The organism is Variovorax sp. YR266, from assembly GCF_900107295.1.
GTDB lineage: Bacteria > Pseudomonadota > Gammaproteobacteria > Burkholderiales > Burkholderiaceae_C > Variovorax.
The window spans coordinates 68,406-88,137 of the sequence record NZ_FNPM01000015.1 but is presented as its reverse complement, the minus strand read 5'-3'; the positions used below and the strand labels follow the sequence as shown (position 1 = coordinate 88,137).

At 64.9% G+C, this 19,732-nt stretch carries 19 protein-coding genes; 10 read left to right on the top strand and 9 right to left on the bottom strand.

What is annotated here, in order from left to right; translation table 11 throughout:
• The first annotated feature begins 246 nt into the window (after nucleotides 1-246).
• Both BLW48_RS35945 and panD read left to right on the top strand, forming a co-directional pair.
• A complete protein-coding gene (locus tag BLW48_RS35945; protein WP_256330991.1) occupies nucleotides 247-936 on the top strand; it encodes an H-NS histone family protein in 690 nt (229 codons plus the stop codon).
• 393 nt (nucleotides 937-1,329) lie between these two features.
• Nucleotides 1,330-1,731 carry an aspartate 1-decarboxylase gene (gene panD, locus BLW48_RS29380; RefSeq protein ID WP_093179076.1) on the top strand — a complete coding sequence of 134 codons (402 nt, stop codon included), beginning with the start codon at nucleotides 1,330-1,332 and terminating at the stop codon, nucleotides 1,729-1,731.
• A 352-nt stretch (nucleotides 1,732-2,083) separates the two neighbouring features.
• Here the strand turns inward: panD and BLW48_RS29375 are convergent, their stop codons facing one another.
• From BLW48_RS29375 to BLW48_RS29360, 4 genes are all read right to left on the bottom strand, one after another.
• On the bottom strand, nucleotides 2,084-2,473 hold the full coding sequence (locus BLW48_RS29375) for a hypothetical protein (RefSeq protein WP_093179075.1): 390 nt from the start codon (nucleotides 2,471-2,473) through the stop codon (nucleotides 2,084-2,086).
• Nucleotides 2,470-2,802 carry a helix-turn-helix domain-containing protein gene (locus BLW48_RS29370; protein ID WP_093179073.1) on the bottom strand — a complete coding sequence of 111 codons (333 nt, stop codon included), beginning with the start codon at nucleotides 2,800-2,802 and terminating at the stop codon, nucleotides 2,470-2,472. The genes BLW48_RS29375 and BLW48_RS29370 overlap by 4 nt, the downstream gene beginning before the upstream one ends.
• 21 nt (nucleotides 2,803-2,823) lie before the next feature.
• The gene (locus BLW48_RS29365) at nucleotides 2,824-3,192 is read right to left on the bottom strand and encodes a hypothetical protein (RefSeq protein ID WP_093179072.1); all 369 of its coding nucleotides are present in this window, start codon (nucleotides 3,190-3,192) and stop codon (nucleotides 2,824-2,826) included.
• A gap of 185 nt (nucleotides 3,193-3,377) precedes the next feature.
• The gene (locus BLW48_RS29360; RefSeq protein WP_093179070.1) at nucleotides 3,378-4,751 is read right to left on the bottom strand and encodes a replication initiation protein; all 1,374 of its coding nucleotides are present in this window, start codon (nucleotides 4,749-4,751) and stop codon (nucleotides 3,378-3,380) included.
• 637 nt (nucleotides 4,752-5,388) lie between these two features.
• Here BLW48_RS29360 and BLW48_RS29355 point away from each other — a divergent pair.
• From BLW48_RS29355 to BLW48_RS29325, 8 genes are all read left to right on the top strand, one after another.
• On the top strand, nucleotides 5,389-6,543 hold the full coding sequence (locus BLW48_RS29355; protein ID WP_256330990.1) for an AAA family ATPase: 1,155 nt from the start codon (nucleotides 5,389-5,391) through the stop codon (nucleotides 6,541-6,543).
• Between the two features lie 942 nt (nucleotides 6,544-7,485).
• Nucleotides 7,486-8,568: a ParB/RepB/Spo0J family partition protein gene (locus tag BLW48_RS29350; RefSeq protein WP_093179067.1), complete on the top strand. Its 1,083-nt coding sequence runs from the start codon at nucleotides 7,486-7,488 to the stop codon at nucleotides 8,566-8,568.
• 768 nt (nucleotides 8,569-9,336) lie between these two features.
• The gene (locus BLW48_RS35165; RefSeq protein WP_143047819.1) at nucleotides 9,337-9,561 is read left to right on the top strand and encodes a hypothetical protein; all 225 of its coding nucleotides are present in this window, start codon (nucleotides 9,337-9,339) and stop codon (nucleotides 9,559-9,561) included.
• A 175-nt stretch (nucleotides 9,562-9,736) separates the two neighbouring features.
• On the top strand, nucleotides 9,737-10,000 hold the full coding sequence (locus BLW48_RS29345) for a hypothetical protein (protein WP_093179065.1): 264 nt from the start codon (nucleotides 9,737-9,739) through the stop codon (nucleotides 9,998-10,000).
• Nucleotides 9,997-11,892, top strand: coding sequence for a phage integrase family protein (locus tag BLW48_RS29340; RefSeq protein WP_093179064.1), 1,896 nt, complete (start codon nucleotides 9,997-9,999; stop codon nucleotides 11,890-11,892). Before BLW48_RS29345 ends, BLW48_RS29340 begins: the two co-directional genes overlap by 4 nt.
• Nucleotides 11,893-12,230: 338 nt before the next feature.
• Nucleotides 12,231-13,280, top strand: coding sequence for a Bug family tripartite tricarboxylate transporter substrate binding protein (locus BLW48_RS29335; RefSeq protein WP_093179062.1), 1,050 nt, complete (start codon nucleotides 12,231-12,233; stop codon nucleotides 13,278-13,280).
• A 10-nt stretch (nucleotides 13,281-13,290) separates the two neighbouring features.
• On the top strand, nucleotides 13,291-13,701 hold the full coding sequence (locus BLW48_RS29330; RefSeq protein ID WP_256330989.1) for a chorismate mutase family protein: 411 nt from the start codon (nucleotides 13,291-13,293) through the stop codon (nucleotides 13,699-13,701).
• A gap of 131 nt (nucleotides 13,702-13,832) precedes the next feature.
• Nucleotides 13,833-14,420, top strand: coding sequence for a hypothetical protein (locus BLW48_RS29325; RefSeq protein WP_093179061.1), 588 nt, complete (start codon nucleotides 13,833-13,835; stop codon nucleotides 14,418-14,420).
• Between the two features lie 42 nt (nucleotides 14,421-14,462).
• Here the strand turns inward: BLW48_RS29325 and BLW48_RS29320 are convergent, their stop codons facing one another.
• The 5 genes from BLW48_RS29320 to BLW48_RS29300 are packed head-to-tail and all read right to left on the bottom strand — an operon-like array spanning nucleotide 14,463 to nucleotide 19,729.
• The gene (locus tag BLW48_RS29320; RefSeq protein WP_093179059.1) at nucleotides 14,463-15,080 is read right to left on the bottom strand and encodes an ANTAR domain-containing response regulator; all 618 of its coding nucleotides are present in this window, start codon (nucleotides 15,078-15,080) and stop codon (nucleotides 14,463-14,465) included.
• Nucleotides 15,081-15,084: 4 nt separating this feature from the next.
• Complete coding sequence (locus BLW48_RS29315) at nucleotides 15,085-16,236, bottom strand: transporter substrate-binding domain-containing protein (RefSeq protein ID WP_093179058.1); 1,152 nt, start codon at nucleotides 16,234-16,236, stop codon at nucleotides 15,085-15,087.
• A 12-nt stretch (nucleotides 16,237-16,248) separates the two neighbouring features.
• Nucleotides 16,249-17,232, bottom strand: coding sequence for an asparaginase (locus BLW48_RS29310; RefSeq protein ID WP_093179056.1), 984 nt, complete (start codon nucleotides 17,230-17,232; stop codon nucleotides 16,249-16,251).
• Complete coding sequence (locus tag BLW48_RS29305; RefSeq protein ID WP_093179055.1) at nucleotides 17,229-17,936, bottom strand: branched-chain amino acid ABC transporter ATP-binding protein; 708 nt, start codon at nucleotides 17,934-17,936, stop codon at nucleotides 17,229-17,231. The genes BLW48_RS29310 and BLW48_RS29305 overlap by 4 nt, the downstream gene beginning before the upstream one ends.
• Nucleotides 17,933-19,729, bottom strand: a complete 1,797-nt coding sequence (locus BLW48_RS29300) for an ABC transporter permease subunit (RefSeq protein ID WP_093179160.1) — start codon at nucleotides 19,727-19,729, stop codon at nucleotides 17,933-17,935. The genes BLW48_RS29305 and BLW48_RS29300 overlap by 4 nt, the downstream gene beginning before the upstream one ends.
• Between the last annotated feature and the right edge of the window lie 3 nt (nucleotides 19,730-19,732).

The following is a 19,732-nucleotide window of genomic DNA, read 5'->3' as shown; positions in this document are numbered from 1 at the left end:
GGATTGACTCTGATAGGGACTGGGCAACGCATGTGCCGCACGACCTGCTGGGTCGACGACGTATTCAAGATGCTCCTCCCAACTTCCTATGAGTCCTGGACAGGCGGGCTCCCGGCGGTTCTGATCGGAGTCGGCCTCATTGGACACGCGATCTACAAGCACTTCAGAGGCGTTGAGTGATGAGATGGGCTCAGGCCGAATCCTGGCTGTCGGCCCTCGAGTCGCCGGCTTTCGGAACATTTGCGCGTGACAGGACAGAGAAAAAAGCGTGGCGGCTTCATTTCCGAAAAAGCACTGGCTCTGCGATTTCGGCTTTCCTTGCCGTGCTCAGCAATCCCTGCACTGCGGGGGTCCGGCGTCAACCTGACCAGCTTTTTCTTCTGCCCCTGTACATCGCACATCGTGGTCGGCGCACGCTCGTTCTATTGCGCTGTAGCTCTGCCACAAAGCCTTTCACGCGGCTCATCGAGTACGCCAGAAGTGTCGATCAATCTGCTTACGGTTGAGAACCTGCGAGTCTCGGACAGGCGCAACTCTGCATTGGCTCACAATCCCGATTTCTTTCTCTTCTTCCGGGGCAATTCAACAATGGCAAAGACTTATCTTCAGGTTCAGCAGCAGATTGCACAATTGCAGGCACAAGCCGAGTCGCTGCGCAAGAAAGAAGCTGCCGGCGTGCTCGCGCGCATCAAGGAGGCAATCGCGGTCTACGGCTTCACAGCGGAGGACCTGGGCGTTGCCGGGCACAACGCGAGCACCAAGGCAGCCGGTCCCGGGGGCCGCGCAAAGATCTCCAAGGCCAAGACCCGCTCCACGGCCTCCATTCCCAAATACAGGGACGGCAATGGCAATGTTTGGGGCGGGCGCGGACCGCGTCCGGCTTGGTTCAAGGCGGCGCTGGAAAGCGGGAAGACGCCTGCTGAACTTGCGGTCTGAGCCGCCTCGGATCGGTCCGGGATATGACCATTGCACAGAGCCTCGGCCAGGGAGGCTGACAAGGTCTTCGGGACTTATGCAGCCTGCCACTGTCCGAGACGAGCGATCAGCCGGTCGCTCAGCCGACGACGCGGTGCCTTGATCGATACCGTCACCCAGAGCTGCACCGTCAGGAAACTGCGGCCACAGTGCTCAAGACGGTACGGTGGAGGAACCCCAGCCCCGTCTTTCGTAATGCTCGCGGCCTAGGGGGTCGAAGCTTGCGGGGCGAAGGCGCCATCGGCGACTCGTCTATCCTTCGCTCGTCGCGCGTACGGCGCCCGTCATCCTGACGCTGTTCATCGATGGAAACCCGACCGATTCCCCTTGCGCTGAGAGAAAGAGTTCGCTCCCATGTTCCGCACCCTGCTTAAATCCAAGATCCACCGCGTTGCCGTCACCGACTGCGAACTGCACTACGAAGGCTCCTGCGCCATCGACGAAGACCTGCTCGATGCAGCTAACCTGGCCGAGAACGAGCAGGTCCACATCTGGAACATCAACAACGGCGAGCGTTTTGTCACGTACGCGATCCGCGGCGAGCGGGGCACCGGCATCATCTCGGTCAACGGATCGGCCGCACGCCGAGCGTCGGTAGGTGACCTGCTCATCATCGCGGCCTTCGGCCTGGTGCCGGAGGACCAGGTGGCCGGCTACAAGCCCAAACTTGTGTTCGTGAATGGCGCCAACCGCATCAAGCAAGAGCGTGCTCACATTCCAGTGCAGGCGGCTTCCGGCAAGATCGCAATAGCGTAGCGCGGGCGCATTGCGCAGGGCCCGTGCAACCGAGCAAATTCGGTCAACGCCTGCTCACCGCCCTCTTCTCTTTCCGCACGCCCATCCTGTGGATGGTAGGCATGATTGCGGGCCGCTTTGAATGTGGTTCACCACCGGTCTTGGCGAGGTGGAATGCCGCGAGAGACCGGTCGAGTTGGGATCGGCTTTTCTGCGCACTTCCGCATGTGGGTGGGCCGTATTCCGCTGTCGCTTGACCCGTTCGTATCGCGCGCAGAGCGCGCCGCCATCGCGCCCTGCGCATCTGTGCGCGGGAGCGTGTCGGCGCGCTCGGTGGGAAAGTGGATCAAGGAAGGGCCGCAATCGAATGCATTCACGCGATGACTTGGCCGCGCGAGCAATGCCGCCCCAGAGCGCGTGAACGTACACCATCGCCAGGACACGGACACCCCGCGGCGGCAGCTTTACTGGTCGTTTGCGGTACTCGGTTTTGCAGCTGGTGGTGAAGCAATTTGAGCGTAAAGGAGGCGAGCAGCAGGAGCACCGCGAGCTGCAACAAGCGGCGATCGATGCGCCGCCAGCGAGCGGCGTCCTTCGCGATGTCGTTGGCGATTGCCCTCGCATTCTTGTCGGCCTGGCCCGCGTGCTCGAGATCATCGACGAGCCCGGAAATCCAGTCCGAATGCCAGGCGGGTATCAGCAGCAAGATTGCACTTGCGAAGCCCACGATATCGGACCAAACCTCCAACGACGTCCAGTTCATCTCGGCTCGGCCGTGTGGTCGAACTCCGCAATGATGTACGTCTCGTCAGGGGCGCCGCGCTTGCGCAGTTCGACCACGACATCGAATCCCGTGGCCTCGGCAACCTTCTGCAGCATTGCCAGACTCGGCACTGCCTCACGCTCGGATCGGCTGATGTCAGCCTGATCCACGCCGGTGGCGGCATGAAGTTCGACCTGTGTCATTCCTGCTTCGAGACGCATCTGCCTGAGCGCCGCCCCGAACGACAGATGGACTGCCGCATCGTCATATGCCTTGCGCACTTCCGGCTCATCGAGCAGTTCGCGTTCCGATTTGGTCAGTTCTCTCATCTGGACTCCTTTCAAATGCTCTCAGCGGGAGAGCGCATAGCCTCGGTCCGAGGCATCGGGAAGGGTTGGCAACGGATGGATCCGAACACCGCCGCGACAGGCGTCGATCGCGACGACGATCACGTCTGCACCTACCTGGTCGTACACCACCGTGATCCAGTCGAAAAGACGGGGTGGAATATCAAGCACCCAGTAGTCGACGAGGTACAGCGTCGACAGTGAACGCCCGCGCTTGAGCAACTCGGAACTCAGCAACGGCCTTGTCCCATCCGCGATCCAGTTGCCGCGCCGTGCCGAGACCGCCAGGCATTTGCGGAAGTACGGGCCGAGCGGTCGAATCGCATTGAACTCCGCGTCTGCGTCCGGGTGGTAGAAGAAGCCCGTGGACATGGGGTATTATGGGATAAATCCCATATCAGATCCATCAGTCCTTGGAATAGGCCGGCTCAGGAAGGGCTCAGGCGAGGGTGTTTGGACGTGCCTGATGGTCGGCCGGTCCTGCCACGTCGGTTGCATGTTCCGTATCCGTCAGTTCAGGCAGTGTGTGCTCACTGTCCATGAATGAGGTCAGTCGATCACATGCCGGCCACGCCCTGAGCCAAAGCAAAGTCAAGCAGCACCCGATCGGAAGGCTCCTCCGGCCATGTGACCTGCGCCAGCCAGCGGTGGAAGGTCGTGGCCGCAATGCGGCTGGCGGGTCCGTCGCGACGCCACGCCCGGGCGATGGGCGCGGCGATCTGCGCGAGCCGATCGGCCTCGAAGCGCGAGCGCACCTCGGCCTGCATGGCTTCGGGCATTTCCAGATAGAGCGCTTTGGCCTTTTGCATGCGATCGTTCTCCCACAACTCCCGGATGCGGTGCATGCGGTCCTCGCCCCCAAGTGCGGCCTTGGGCCGTCCTTGGGGCGGCGCAGGCAGGGCCGTCGTTGCGGGTGGTTCACTCGCCCCTTTCACGCCGGCATAGCCCTTTTTCAGGGCGTCCTTGAAATACGCTGCGGGTGACTTGAGCGCCGGCAGCGTCTGGCTGCGAAGCCGCTGTTCCACATGTTCGAGCGTGCCGCGCAGCTGTCCTTCGTCAGTCGTTGCATACAGGTCCTGGGCCTCGTCCTGCTTGAGGCCGAGCGCGATCAGCTTGCCGACGAGTTCCAGGTCGAAGACGTTGCGACTCGGGTCGTCGGGCACACCCAGGCGCTGCTGCAGCTTGGGCACTACCCGAAACTGGATTTCCTCGATGCGCCGGCCGCGCTTGTGTTCGATGAGCTCGAGGCTGAAATCCTCGCACAGCGCCTCTATCTCGGCCAGCGCCTTGCTGATCACGTCGCGCTTGAGGAAGCGATAGTCGACCTCTGTGATGTCGCTGCGCCCGGTCAGGACAGCCGCCCACCACAGGACGTCCTCGCGCATCGACAGCCGGCTGGGCGACGTGAGATAGCGAGCGCCGATCTCGTAGAGCACGGCCGCCGGGTAGCTGCGCATCTGGCCGCTGATCTCAAGCAACACGCGCGTGTACTGATGCGGCTTGACGAGCCGTTCGCGGATTTCTTCGGGATAGCGCCAGGTGATGGTGCAGGGCCGCCCCCTGCCCTGCTCCTCGATGGTGACGGTGCCGAGCAGCTGCGACGACACCCAGCGCTTCAGACCGGTGCCGCTGGTGGACCATTCGATGGTGGTCGCCTGCATATCGCGCAGGTGGGACTTGAGCAGTTCGGTGTTGTTGGAGTTGAAGCGTGCGTCGCCGATCAGCTCGCTGAGGGCCAGCTTGTAGACAGGCTCGTCAACACCCTGACGCTGCGAATGATAGAGCAACGCGTTGTAGATGCGCCGCGACAGCAGCGTGAGGCGTCCACGTTTGGGGCGGATCGCGATGGCCTCGTTGGCCTTGGCGACGCTCTGCTCGTCCAGGGCTGGCAAGGGCTTGGGCGGCTGTCGCGGAACTTCGCCCTCTTCCATGGACTTCTTTCAGGGGATCAACGGTTTCACATCATGCCCACGATTTGTGAATCGGTCAATTTACAGATTGGCGGAGAGTGCCTTGAGACATTGAAAATGAAACACTTGGAGAGATTGAAGATTTGGGGATGGGATTTCTCGAACCCTGACAAGGACTTGGAGCGGGTTGTGTGAGTGCGGCTGGGATTTGGCGTGAGAGTCTTTGGGATTGAATGTGAGATTGGATGGGATTCGAGGCGGCTTGACGTGTGCATGGTTGGGATTTGATGTGAGTGGACAAGGGTTGCCGCGCACTGCCTGGACGTTTTGGACGGAAGCCCCTTGCTGAACGCCGCTTCGACAGGGCTTTTGAGACCCCTGCTCCGCCAGATCGGCTGAAATCCCAGCTGCCTGGACGTCTGCGGAGGGCTGCAATCCCAATGGATCTCACCTTGGTCCCCAATCTTTCTCACAGTTCGCACCCCCGAACAGGCGTGGCTCTTTGCGTATCTTGTTCATTCGACGGATTCCCATAGAATGGCCAAATTCTGTCGAATAAAGGCCCTTCTCCATGGCATTGCCCGCTCCCGCCAGCGCTGGAAACCAGGTTTCCACGCTCTCCCCCTCCATTCCTTCCCCTTCCCGTGCGCGTATCGACATGCCACGCATCGCGGCCCTGGCCGTGCGTGCCGGTTCCATGGTCGAGCAGATCCGCAGCCGGCTGCTGGCGCCGGAAGCTCGCAAGGTTTCACCGATCTACTCTACCGCGCATCTGGCGGCTCTGTGCGGCGTCGACAAGGCGCATGTGGCCTACCGCATCACCAAGGAGGATCTGCCGAGCGGGCGGCTGACGCCGGCTGGCGGCAAGCGCAACTTCGAGCTGAGCGAACTGCGCGCGTGGACGCGCACCTACCGCGCCGACAAGATGCGCCCTGCCGGCAAAAAGGCGTTCACCATCGCCGTGGGCAACTTCAAGGGCGGCGTCGCCAAGACGACGACGGCCATGGTGCTGGCGCAGGGGTTGAGTCTGCGTGGCCACCGGGTGCTGGCCATCGACACCGATCCGCAGGGCTCGCTCACGACCTTGCACGGTCTGCTGCCCGAAGCGGAGATCAGCGAGGACATGACCATCGCTCCCCTGTGCGACGGCAGCCAGTCCGACATCCGCTATGCGATCCGCTCGACCTACTGGGACGGACTGGATCTGGTGGCTGCGGCCCCCTTCCTCTTCTCGGCCGAGTTCGCGCTGCCGGCGCGCCAGATGCAGGAGCCGGGTGCGCGCTTCTGGGATGTGCTCAATGCCGGACTGGAGAGCGTGCGCGACCTCTACGACGTGATCGTCATCGACACCCCGCCGTCGCTGTCCTACGTGACCATCAATGCGCTGTGGGCGGCCAACGGGATCATCGTGCCGGTGCCGCCCTCCGGCCTGGACTTCGCATCGTCCGCGCAGTTCTGGTCGTTGCTGGCCGACCTGGGCGGCAACCTCGATGCACAAGGCGGCGATCTGGCCGGCAAGGCATTCGACTTCCTGCACGTGCTGCTCAGCCGGGTCGACCCGAGCGATCCGGCCACGCCGGCGGTCAGGCAATGGATCCAGGCCACCTATGGCGAGTACACGCTGCCGGTGGAGATCCCGAAGACCAGCGTGACCAGCAACAAGGCGGCCGAGTTCGCCACCGTCTACGACGTGCAGAAGTACGAAGGCGCCGCCAAGACCTACAAGCGTGCGGCCGACGCCTACGACTCTTTCGTGGATCTGGTCGAGCAGTCCGTGGTGAGCAGCTGGTCGGACAAGGCACAGGTGCAATGAGAGCTTTGACGCACGAATCGAAGAGGGCGCGGACGCCGTGTGGAAACCAGGTTTCCACCGATCCATTGGCATGCCAGTCGAGACCGAACGCGGCACGCAGGTTCAGGCCGTGCGAAGCCGAACGCCCCGATGACGAGCGTTGTGCCTGCCATCGACGGTTGGCAGGCTCGGGTGTGTGGAAACCAGGTTTCCACACACCGGCTCCGGGTCTGCTGTCTGGAAACCAGGTTTCCAGAGATGCGACTGCGGGCGCTTCCCTCGACCTCGTCCCGCCGATCGCGCACCACGAGATCCGCGTGGAAACCAGGTTTCCACACGCCGGCTCGGGGCACGCTGTCTGGAAACCTGGTTTCCAGACATCTGGCTGCGAGTACTTCCTTTGCCCTCGCCCGACCGATTGCGCACCGTGCAGCATCTGCGTGGAAACCTGGTTTCCACATACCGGCTGCGGCACACCGTCTGTAAACCAGGTTTCCAGACACCCGGCCGCGGGCACTTCCTTTGCCCTCGCCCGGCCGATTCCGCACCGCGCAGCACCTGCGTGGAAACCTGGTTTCCACGCACCGGCTGCGGCACACCGCCTGGAAACCAGGTTTCCAGACACCCGGCCGCGGGCGCTTCCTTTGCCCCGGCCCGGCCGATTCCGCACCGCGCAGCACCTGCGTGGAAACCTGGTTTCCACGCACCGGCTGCGGCACACCGCCTGGAAACCAGGTTTCCAGACACCCGGCCGCGGGCGCTTCCTTTGCCCCGGCCCGGCCGATTCCGCACCGCGCAGCACCTGTGTGGAAACCTGGTTTCCACGCACCGGCTGCGGCACACCGCCTGGAAACCAGGTTTCCGGGCACCCGGCTGCAGGTGCTTTCCTCGGTCCCGTCCCGCCGATTCCCCGCCGCGCAGCATCTGTGTGGAAACCTGGTTTCCACCGCACTGGAGGTTCCAATGGCTAGTACCCGTAAACGTCTCGAAGCTTTGACGGCCGGCCTGTCGATTCCGGAGCCCGCGCCCGCAGCGGCTCCAGTTTCCAATTCGACAGCGCCGGTTCTGACGACGCTACCCGGCGCTGCGGCCGCCGTGGAAACCAGGTTTCCACCGGCGCAGACCAGTCACTTCGCCCCCCGCACCGGTCCCGGACAGATGCTGGCGTTCCGTGGCCAGATGCAAGCCGTGGAAGGTGAACTGACAGCCCTGCGCGAGCGGCTTCATCAGCACGACGGCTCGACGCCTACGCGCAAGCTGGACCCCGCGACCATCCGGGCCTCCCGCTGGGCCAACCGCCATCCGGCCTCGTTCGAGAACGCGGAGTTTGCCGGGCTCAAGGCTGACGTCGAGCAGGCCGGCGGCAATGTGCAACCGATCCTGGTGCGCCCGGTGGCGGATGAGCCCGGACAGTACGAACTGGTCTTCGGTCATCGACGCCACCGGGCCTGCCTGGAGCTGGGTATTCCGGTTCTGGCGGCGATCTGGCTCGACGAACTCGGCGACGCTGAACTGTTCGCGGCCATGGACCGCGAAAACCGCGAGCGGGCCGATCTCTCGCCGTATGAGCAGGGCGTGATGTACCAGCGCGCGCTCGAGGAGCAGCTGTTTCCGACCCAGCGCCAACTGGCCGAAAAACTCGGTGTGAGTCACACCTGGATCCGCAAGGCGCTGACGGTGGCACAGTTGCCGTCGGCCGTGCTCGAGTGTTTCCGCAGCCCGCTGGAAGTGCAGCACCGGCATGCGGAGCAACTGAACGCGGCCCTCGACAAGGATCGACGCAGCGTCCTGAAGCGTGCCGAGAAGGTGCGTGGCCAGAAGCTCGCACCGGCGGCTGTGGTGGCGCGCCTGCTGGGGCTGGAGGCGGCCGCAAAGCCGGAGAAGCTCGCCCTCCTGATCGAGGGCAAGACGGTGGGCTCGTGTCTGCGGGCACCTGACGGAACCGTCACGCTGACCTTGCTGCCGGGCCCCATGTCGGACCTTCCAGCGGACGTCCTGCTGAAGTCCGTGGCCGAGACCCTGCAGAAGGTCAAGCTGCTCGGCTAGCCCGGGCAGGTCCCAACGTCATGTGAGTGCCATTGGGAATTGCTCCTGGAACGGCTGGGGTAGGGCAGGGCAACTGGCGACCAGGTTTCCATGCCCCGAACCTGACTCCGGCCACGGCCTGTTTGCTCCATGCCCAAGTCACACTCGCAGTGGCCTTGGCGTCGATCGGCTGGCCCGGCACGGGCAGGTTCGGGCTCCCTTCCATCCCGGGCCTGCTCGCGGGGCGCCGCGAGCGCAGAAAATCCTCTGCACATTTCAATGTATACGCCCACATCGCTTGGATCGTGCAATTGAGTCCGCTGCCTCAACCGGGGCCTGCTCCGTGTTGAAGTACACAGACTGGACGCAGCAAAGTACCGATCGCGTTCGGGTTTGGAATGCCAGCCCCTGGCGCAAGCGAGTGCCACACGGATAGCGTAGTCCCGCAACATCTGCGCTCCGGCGCAGCCGTGCTCACAAAACTCCAGGGAAATCATCTCCGGCGCTCGCTCCTTCCCAGCAAGACCGACCAGATGGGGTCCAAGGAAGAGTGGGGGGTGTTCTGCCGCTCGAACTGCGCTGGCTCTTACTTGGGGCCGCGCGTGTTCGAAAGTCCCATGCGTTGGTTGGCTCTGGTGCACACGTGCTCTCTCGTCTTGGCGACATGAAAATCTTGCGCGGCGCGTCCAGCGCTGCGAAGGCGGCCTAATGGAGGCTGTTGCGGGCGGGCCGTCGATTGACGCCCAAATCCTGAATGGGAGCGCCCACTTGCCGCCGGAAGCCAAAGCAATGACTCAGCTTCGCTCCACGGGCCGTCGCTATTGGCTGGGCGGTGTTTTGATCAGGCTTGAGAAATCAGAACCAAATCAAAGACTTAAGGCTTTTCTCGATGCCAGTTTCGAGAATTTACCGCTCACGGCATCTGGAATTAGAATTGATGATTATGCGATCCGGTGGCCGAAGGGTGTGCGCCAAGCTCGCACCCTCGGCGCATCAAAAAAGAGGGAAGCGTGATGATTTCTGGATGCTTGCACTTGTCCGACCGATAGCATCGAGGGGGACGTACCGCAATGAAGGCAACAGCGAACAAGATGATCTGGAAGTGGGGATCCGTGTGGTCACGGACGAAGCGATCCGCATCGACGTCGACCGTCCCGCCGGCCGGCATCAAAGAAGAAGGTCCGACGCAATGAGCCGCCACCCCGTCCCGAACTCCGAGGAACTGGCCGGATTGGACGACGAAGAACTCGAGCGCCTGGCTGTGGAATGGCGCGCACTCGCCTCGCGCGGTGCGAAGCAGGCCTATGGCGTGGCGCATGCGCTGGAAGTCGAGTTGCGCCAGCGCATTCGCATCAGCCGGGCGCAGCAGTTGCCGCCACCCGTGAGCGTGCCGCGGCGCTGGTGGAAGTTCTGGCAGGCCGGCCAGGCATCCGGCGCCCCGACCTCCACATGAAAAAGACGCCCCCCCCGCGCAAGCTGCACCGCGGTCACTTCGCCTTCATGCGGGCGCTTGCCCAGGGAGTCGACGAGCGCGCCAGTTGGGACCGCTATCTGCGCTTGGAGGGCGAGCACGTCGACCTGCGCACCGTGCGCCGCACGATCGCCTGGATCCGCGATGCCTTTGCCGCAGCCGCGCGTCGCGAACAGAAACCGGGCACCGCGCGCCTGATCCTGCTCGACCCCGAACGCTTCACCGCCGTGCCGGCGTTGCCGAGCCTGGCCGAATTCGCGCTGGCCCGGGGCATGGAGGATTTCTCGGAGGCCGAACAGATCGAGGCCTACGAGGCCGCGTTCGGGAGAGCCGGCGCCGGCGGAAGAAGCCGGTCGGCAGGCGGTGGCCAGACCTTGCGGCGTGCGCGCGTCATCGAGCGCCAGCTGGAGGCGCTGCGCTGGCTCGAGGGTCTGGTCGCGCAGGACCCGCGCCCGGGCGACAGCGTGGCCGCCTGGCTGCATCCGGTGCTGGCCGAGCGGCTCGAGCGCGCGGGATTTGCGACATTGGCCGCGCTGGTGGAGCGAATCAACGACGCCGGTGCGCGCTGGTGGGTCCATGTGCCCGGCGTGGGTGAACGCAAGGCTGCCCGGGTCCTGGACTGGGTGCATGCGAACGAGCGGGTGCTGGGCTTGCGCATCGGCGTGCATGCGGCCCAGCCGCGCGCGCAGCTGAGCCCATCTGCCTTGGCGCAGGTGGTCCCGGCCGCCACCGCATTGGTGCCCTACGAGAAGTTCGTGCTGCCGGCTGGGCTGGATGGTCGCGCGGGGACTTGCCGCGCACCGCGGGAGGTCTGCCGGCTCGCGGCGGCCAACGACCATGAGGCGATCAACGCGTGGCTGGCCTCGAAGGGCGGTGGCGCTGTGAAGGCGCCCCTGTCGTCCACGCAGCGCTCGTACCGCAAGGAGGCGGAGCGCCTGCTGCTCTGGGCTGTGCTGGAGCGCGGCAAGGCAATGTCCTCGCTCACCGGCGAAGATGCAGGCGCCTACCAGGCTTTCCTGGCCAAGCCACCCGTCGCCTGGTGCGGGCCGCGTCATCACCAGCGCTGGTCGCCGATGTGGCGGCCGCTGGAAGGCGCGTTGACGCCGGTGGCGTTGCGTCAGTCCCTGGTCATTCTTCGAAGCTTGTTCGCCTTCCTGGCGAGCCAGGGCTACGTGACGGGCAACCCCTTTGCAGAATCGGCCTTGCCCCCCGATCCGCAGCGCCCGCTCGGCGCGAACCGCACGCTGAGCTTCGCCCAGTGGGACCACATCGATGCGCTGCTGCGCGTTCACGTGGACACCGACGCCGGGCGGCGCCTGCGCCGAGGCATGCGCTGGCTGTATGCGACAGGACTGCGGCTGGCCGAGATCACCAATGCGCGCTGCGAGCACCTCCAGTTGCGGCATGCGACCGCGGCCGACGGTTCGACCACAAGTGTCTGGCTGCTCTCGGTGACCGGCAAGGGCGGGGGGCGCCGCCAGGTGCCCGTACCCGCCGAACTGGTCGATGAGCTCGGGGATGAGCTGGCACGCCACGGCTTCGATCGGCAGGCGGATGCCGCCGGCAACCGTGGCATCCCCGTGCTGGCGCGCTTTGAGACAGGCGGTGAACACCCTCCCGCCTGGTCGCCTTCGGGGCTCTACCAGGCCATCAAGGCATTCCTCGCGCGCGCTGCCGTCCAGGGCCTCGACGCGGCCGATGCCAAGCAACTCAGAAAGGCCAGCACGCACTGGCTGCGGCATTCCCACGGATCGCATGCCTTGCGGGGCAGGGCAGGGCAGGCACCGCTGCCGCTGCAGGTGGTGCAGAACAATCTGGGCCATGCATTGCCGAGCACGACCTCGATGTACCTCGCGAGGCGCCGGTCCGGCTAGACGAAGGGGTACGCCGTGCGCGAATCCGGCGTCCGCCGTCGCTCAAGGTTGCGCGTGGCCGATCGCGGACGGTACATCCACAGCGGTTTCATGATCGAAGACCAAGGGCTGACGTGCCGGTCCCGGCACGTCAGCCCTTGGCGCAGCCGGACGCCGCAGGTGCTCGACAGTGATCTTGCGTGGCAAGCAAATGCGGGAAGCCTTGGCTTCGCCTGCTCGTGGGCAAGTCGGATCTGCACGGCGGTGACGCGAAGTGGAGTTTTTGCGCACCAAGCAGGAGTTGATTCGGCGCGCCAGCGAAGAAAGACTTGGGCTTCCGATTTCCAATTTCTCACGCCATGTCCTTCGTCTTTTTTCGATCGTTTGCCGCGCGCTTGCTGTGTGTTTTGGGCGCGTTCGCCTGCACTGGCGGCGCCTTCGCACAATCGTCCGGCGCAAACCGCACCGATCTCGCCCCGCCGGGCACTTCAAGCGCCCGTCCCGCGGATGTGAAGTGGCCGACGCGACCGGTGCGCCTTGTCGTCGGCTTCGGCGGCGGCTCATCGCCGGACTTCGTGGCGCGCGCTCTGGCCGCTCCGATGGCGAAGGCGCTGGGTCAGCCCGTGATCGTCGAGAACCACCCCGGCGCCAGCGGCAATATCGCGGCGGACATCGTCGCGAGGTCCACCGACAGGCACACGATCGGCATCCTCATCAACGGCAACATGACGATCGCCAAGATTCTCAATCCAGCGACTCCCTACGACCCGCAGAAGGATCTGTTGCCGCTCAGCATCATCTGCACCGCCCCCCTGGTGCTCGCCACGACGTCGGAGGTCTCGAAGGCTGACGCCCGAGGCTTTCTCGACGCAGCGCGCGCTGCCGCCGGCCGCTGGAGCTACGGTTCGCCCGGCATCGGCACGATCGGCCACCTCGGCATGGAGCTCCTCAAGACCCGCACCGGCATCGGCGCCGAGCACGTGCCCTATCAGGGCAATCCGCAGGTCATCTCCGGCCTGATCGGCGGGCAACTGCAACTGGCGCTCCTTCCGCCGGGCCTCGCCGATGAGCAGGTCAAGGCCGGAAAGTTGCGTGCAATCGGCGTGACCTCGCTGCGCCGCTCCGCGCTCGTACCCGACTACCCGAGCCTGCAGGAAGCGGGACTGAAGGATTTCGAGCTCGAGATCTGGACTGCGGCGGCGGCGCCTGCCAGCCTGCCGGCCCCCATCGTGGAGCGCTTGAACCAGGTGCTCGCCGAAGTCATCCGCTCGCCCGAGGTGCGGCAGAAGCTCTTCCAGCACGGCTACGAGGCCGTCGGCATTTCGGGTGAGGCGCTGACGCGCCGCGTGAAGGCGGACACGGCGACGCTCACGCAGATCATCGCCAGCCAGGGCATCAGGCTCGAATAAGGAGCTCCACATGAATTCAGCACAACAGCGGCGCCCCGACGGGCGCCAGAAAACCATGGCCGAGGCCCGTGACGCAGCCTCAGCCCCGATGAGCGCGGACGCGGGCCCTGTCGACCGCAACGAGGAAGCCCAGTCGACCCTGCAGTCGCTGCGAGACGAACTCGACGACCTGGACAGGACGTTGCTGGAGACCTTGAGGCAAAGGCTTGTCTGCTGCTGCCGTATCGGCCTGCATAAGCGCAACCATGCGATCCCGATGATGCAGCCCCACCGCATCGGCGTGGTACAGGAGCGTGCGGCGGCCTTTGCCGCCGAGCACGGCATGAGTCCGGTGTTCCTGCGCGCCCTCTACGAACTGATCATCACCGAGACCTGCCGGCTGGAGGATGAAATCATTGACGCGCCCGAAACAGCTGCATGAGGCCGCGCATTTCCCGTTCGGACAGGGCCGGTCAAGGCATCACCGGCAACTCGCGCACGCCTCGACCTTTGCCAAGGCGGCCATCGAGATCGACCATCTCCGGCCAGTCTATCTACCGCCAGAGCGAGCACATGCTGATCTTTTCGACGCTGGGCCGCGAGGGCAGCAACCACCACTTCGTTCTCCAGCAGTACCTGGCCGCGCATGGCATCGCGGAAACCGCTCGCATCGTCCTGTTCGACGATTTCCACAGCGGTGCACGTGCGCTGATCGCCGGTGAGGCGGACTACCTGCTTCAATGCGCTGTTCATCCTGCGGCCGCCGAACTCACAGGTAGCTATCGCGCGGCCATGGTGGTGGTCGACGCCTTCATTTCTCCCAGCCGGCCCATGACATTGGTACGGACCACGGGAAGCGGCGAGGGCGCCGGCAGGGTGGGCGTGCAGCCCGCCACGCAGAACTATTCCGACCTTTCCGCCTGGCCGACCGTCGTTCACGAGTCCACGGTGCTCGCGGTCCAGGCCGGCCTGACCGAAGGACGCTACGACGCGGGCATCGTCTTCACATCCTTTGCAGCGGCACACGCAGAGCGTTTCGAGGCGATCGAGTCCATCGGCACCGTCTGCGACGCATGGATTCTCTACGGGCGCCAAGCCGTCGATGAAGGAAGGGCCGTGGTCTGGAAGGGCAGCCCGGTCGCACGACAGTTTCGGGAGTGAGCCAAGTCGTTCGTTGTCCGACGCTTCAAATTGCTGCGCGTGTCATGCGCCCGGCGTGCGTCCAAACCCCAATTTCTCCATTGCCTCATGCGCCTCCACCACCATGGCTGCGACCTCGGCCACGGTCACGCGCAACGCGGTCGCGCGTGAGCGCATGTGCTCGTAGGCCTTGCTCTCCGAGAGGTTTTGCGTCTCGGTCAGCAGGCGCACTGCCTTCTCGATCAGGCGGCGCGATCGGATGGTGTCTTCGAGCTTATTGACTTTGCTCTGCAGCCGTTCCTGGTAGCCGCGCGACGAGCGCGCCAGCACAAGCGTGCTCAGAACGCCCGACGAGCGAAACGGCCGCGTGATGACGCCGTGGGCGCTGGTATCGAGCAAGAGCTTCAGCGTTGTCGGGCTCTCGTAGTCGGACAGGGCGACGAGCGTGGCCTCGACCGCGCTGGCGCTCCAGCTCGCGCTGCCCTGCAGCTCCTGCGAGACCTGAAAGAAGATCACGTCGCAGCCCGTGGGTGGTTCGGCTGGGAAGGGCCAGATCACCTTGAGCCTGCAGCCGATGCGCTTGAGCTGGTCGAGCAGCACGTCCCGGTCTTCGCCAGGCGGATACACCACCGCGACGCAGATGCTGCGAAGGTCGTCGTAGAGGCGGCGCAAGCTGCTCATCGGATCAGCTCAGCCAGAACTCGGAGAAGCCGAAGGTCGACAGATAGGGGTCGGGCTTCACCGGCTCCGAGCCCTGCCACACAATGTCGAACTGCCCGTCGGCGCGGCACACGCCGATTCGCGGGGTCAACATGCAGTGGTTGTTATCGGCATCCACCGACAACGGGCCTTCAGGGGAGTCGAATCGCACGCCGTGAGAGGCCTTCACCAGCTTGCGCGTGTCCAAACTGCCGGTGCGCTCCAGCGTGCGCGCGAACAGGTGCATCTGGCTGTACGCCATTTCCGACCAGGTGCTGGTGGGACGGTCGCCGAAACGCGCGCGCCATCGTTCGACGAAGCGTGCGTTGCTTTCGTTTTGCAGAGAACTGAAATACGTCGCCGCCGTGATGTGCCCCTCGCAGATGCCGGCGCCAGTGAGGCGCACTTCCTCTTCGGCCATCGACAGACTCGCGATCGGCATGCGCGCCGGGTCCAGGCCGTGTTCGCGGTAGATCTGGTAGAAGCGCCTGGCCGACTCGCCCACGACGGTGGAGAACACCACATCGGGCTGTGCGGCCACGATGTCGCGCATCACTTCCTGCAACTCGGGCTCGGAGGCTTCGAGCGGCAGATAGACCTCGTCGAGGATCTCGCCGCCGTGCTGCTCCACCATCTCGCGCATGACGCGGTTCGATTCGCGCGGATAGATGTAGTCGGCACCTACCAGGAAGAACCGCGTGCCCCGGTTCTTCAACAGGTAGGCCGCGAGCTGCACGCTGTTCTGGTTGGGCACCGCCCCGGTGTAGATCACGTTGGGCGAATACTCGAAGCCTTCGTAGAACGAGCAATACCAGAGCAGCGCGTTGCAGCGCTCGATGACGGGCAGCACCGCCTTGCGGCTCGACGAGCGCGAGCAGCCGAACACCACGTTGACTTCATCCTCCAGCAGCAGCCGTGTGGCCAGTCGCCTGTACTCGCCGGAGTCGCCCTTGGGGTCGTAGGCGATGGGCAAAAGCGGGCGATCCAGCACGCCGCCCAGGCCGTTGATTTCCTCGATGGCCAGGACGGTGCCGAAGAAATGCTCCGACTCGGTCACGCCCGTGGCTCCGGAGCGCGAATAGAGCACGCCAATGCGCCAGCCGTCTTCGGCGGGAATGTCTGCGATGTCAGTGGCCATGAGCGTCTTTCATCATCGGTCGAACAGCGCCTGCAGGGACGCTGCATCGAGGTGATCCTGCAATGCCAGCATCAGCAGGATGCGTGCCTTCTGCGGACTCAGGTTATCGGCGAACACCGCCCCCGCAGCCTTGAGCGTACTCCCGCCGCCGACGAAACCGTAGACCGGCAACACGCGGCCATTGGGCACACGGGTCGAGACGACCACCGCCACGCCTTGCCCGATGGCCCATTCGATGGCCTCGAATACCGCGACGTTCACATTGCCGAAGCCCAGTGCCTGCACGACGATGCCGCGTGCGCCCTGCGCCACCGTCGCGCGCAGCAAGGCGCCGCTCGCGCCGCCATACATGGCCACGATCTCCACCAACGGCAGGGTGCCGCCGCGCAGCAGTACGTGCTGGCGCCGAAGCGGCGATCGCGAAAACACCACACGGTCTTCGTCGACCGAGGCGAGTAGGCCGAAGTCACCGGACTTGAACGCCTCGACGTCGCTGGTATGAGTCTTGGTGACCTCGCGCGCGGCGTGGACCTGGTTGTTCATCCCGACCATCACGCCCCGGCCGTGGGCGTCGGGTGCGAGACAGACGCGCGCCGCGTCGCGCAGGTTGCGGGGACCGTCGAAGTCGGGGGAGGAGGCGTTGCGTTGCGCCCCCACCAGCACCACGGGCTTGTCGGTGGCCAGCGTCAGGTCGAGGAACCATGCCGCCTCTTCGAGCGTGTCGGTGCCGTGCGAAACGATCACGCCGGCCACGTCCTCGCGCGCGAGCGCGGCGTCGACGACGCTGCTCAGCGTTGCCCAGTCATCCGGCCCCATGTGATCGGAGGGTTTGTTGCAGAGGTCGATCACCTCCAGCCGTGCGATGTCCGAGAGGCCCGGCACACTGGCCAGGAGATCCTGGCCCGACAGGGCGGGCAGCGGCGCCTTGTGCATCGGATCGACCTTCATCGCGATGGTGCCACCGGTGGCGATGAGCACGCAGAGAGGAAGCGTCATACGCGCAAGTGCCCGAACACATGCTCAGCCGCGCCGACCGCCTTCGCATCGCCCTCGTCGATCAGCTCGCCCTGTTTCAGCACCACGTAGCGGTCAGCCACCTGCAGCGCGAACGGCACGTTCTGCTCGACGATCAGCAGCGTGGTCCCGCGCTGTGCACGCTCGCTCACGAGCGCATTGGCCAGCCGGTCGATCACCGATGGCTGCAGCCCCTCAGTGATCTCGTCCAGCAGGATGACCGAGGGTCGCATCATCAGTGCGCGTGCAAGTAGAAGCATCTTCTGCTCGCCACCGGACAGCGTGCCGGCATACTGCGGCAGCCGGCTCTTGAACACCGGAAACAGCGGATCGATCGCGCCGAATCTCTCGTCGAATTCGGACTCCTTCGCCAGACCCAGCCGCAGGTTGTCGCGAATGCTCAGGTCGGCAAACAACGCATGTTCCTGTGCCGCGTACGCGATGCCTTGCCGCGCGATGCGGTGCGGCGGCATGCGGGTGATGTCCGTGCCGCCCAGGCGGATCTCGCCGGCCTTCTTGGGCAGGTAGCCCATCACCGTCTTCAGCAGCGTGCTCTTGCCCATGCCGTTCTTGCCCAGCAGCGCCACTGCCTCGCCCGCGCCCACGCTCAGCGAAAGCCCACGCAGCACCACCGATTCCCGGTAACCGCTGGTGATGCCGTCCAGCTTCAATGCGGCCTGTGTCATGCGGCCTCCTTCACTGCGTGAGCGCTGCCGGAATAGATGGTCTTCACCAGCGGTGAATCGACCACCTCGCGGAAGCTGCCCTGCATCACGATGGTGCCCTGATGCAGCACAACGATGCGCGTCGCGATTTCCTCGACGAAGTCGAGGTCGTGTTCCACCAGCAGACAGCACAGCCCGTAGCGGTGCGCGAGCGACGACAGGATCTGGCCGACCTGTGTGCGCTCGGTCTTGGTCAGACCTGCGGTGGGTTCGTCGAGCAAGACGATGCGCGGCTCCAGCGCCAGGACCATCGCCAGCTCGAGCGCTTGTTGTTCGCCGTGCGACAGATCGCGCGCCACGACGGACAGCTTGGCATCGAGGCCGGTGGTGCGCACCACGTCCAGGGCATAGGGCGGCAGGTTCGGCGTGCCGCCTTGCCGCATCAACGACGGCCATTCGAGCAGCGTGCCCGCAATGCGCAGGCATTCGGCGACCGTGAGCGATTCGAAGATGTTGGCGTTTTGGAACTTGCGGCCCAGGCCGAAGCGCACGCAGGCCTCGGGCGGGAGCTGGCGGATGTCGTTGCCGCACAGCACCACCGTGCCGGCGCTGCGGTCCGCGCCATCGCTCATGCAGCGCATCAGCGTGGTCTTGCCAGCGCCGTTGGGGCCGATCAGGCCGACCAGTTCACCTGCGCGCGCCTCCAGGTCGATGCCCTGCAGCACCTTGAGCGAACCGAAGCTGCGCGCAACCTGGTGCATCTGCAGCGCGGGTGCCGCACTCTGCGTGTTGTTCCGCGCGTCGAGCGGGCGCTCGGCCAGCACCGGCACCCGCGCTGCGATGCGCCCCAGCCCGAAGGGCTTGAGCAACAGAGGCACCAGGCCTTGCGGCAACAACACGATCACCAGCACAAAGGCCACACCAAGGATCAGCTGCCACGCGAACGGCATGCTGCTGCTCAGGTACGCCGTGGCGACGTTGATGAGCACCGCCCCGATGAGCGGCCCCCACAGCGTGCCGCGTCCGCCCAGCGCCACCAGGATGACCAACTCGGTTCCGAGGGCGAAGCCCGTCAGCTCCGGCGCGACCACCCCGCTGAAGGCACCGTAGCCGAAGCCCGCCAGGCCCGCCACCACGGCCATGACCACGAGCAACGCGATCTTGACCAGTGCGATCGGAATGCCGAGATACGTGCAACGCGATTCGTTGTCGCGGATGGCGGCCAGCACACGGCCCGCATCGCTGCGCACCAGCAGCCAGCCCAGCACACCGAACAGCAACAGCATCGCGCCGGAGACCCAGTACCAGGCCGCCATCGACAGATCGAATGTCTCGTAGCCCGTGAGCCCCGAGCTGGAGCCGGTCCACTCGCCGCCCGAGAGCAGGAGCTGGGTCAGCACGATGGGCAGCACGAGCGAGATGACGGTCGCGAAGAAGGGCGACGCACCGCGATAGAAGGACAACCAGCCCACCAACGCGCCAACGGCCGCACAGGCCAGTACCGCCGCGCCGAAGGCCAGCAGCACCATCGGCACGCTGAAGCCGCCATGCGTGAAGGCCAGACCCGCCGCATAGGCGCCGATGCCGAAGAACGCCGACTGGCCGAATGTGAGATAGCCCGTGTAGCCCCACAGCACATCGACGGTGATGGCCGCAATGGCGAAGAAGAAGGCCTTGATGAGGATGTTGAGCAGGTAGGTGTCGAACACCCATGGCCCGGCAATGAGCAATGCCACGCCCACGGCGCCGAGCACCGCGATGCCCCGGCCCGATTGCAGCTTGCCGCGTACGGAGGAAGAAGGCGATTTCGCCATTGC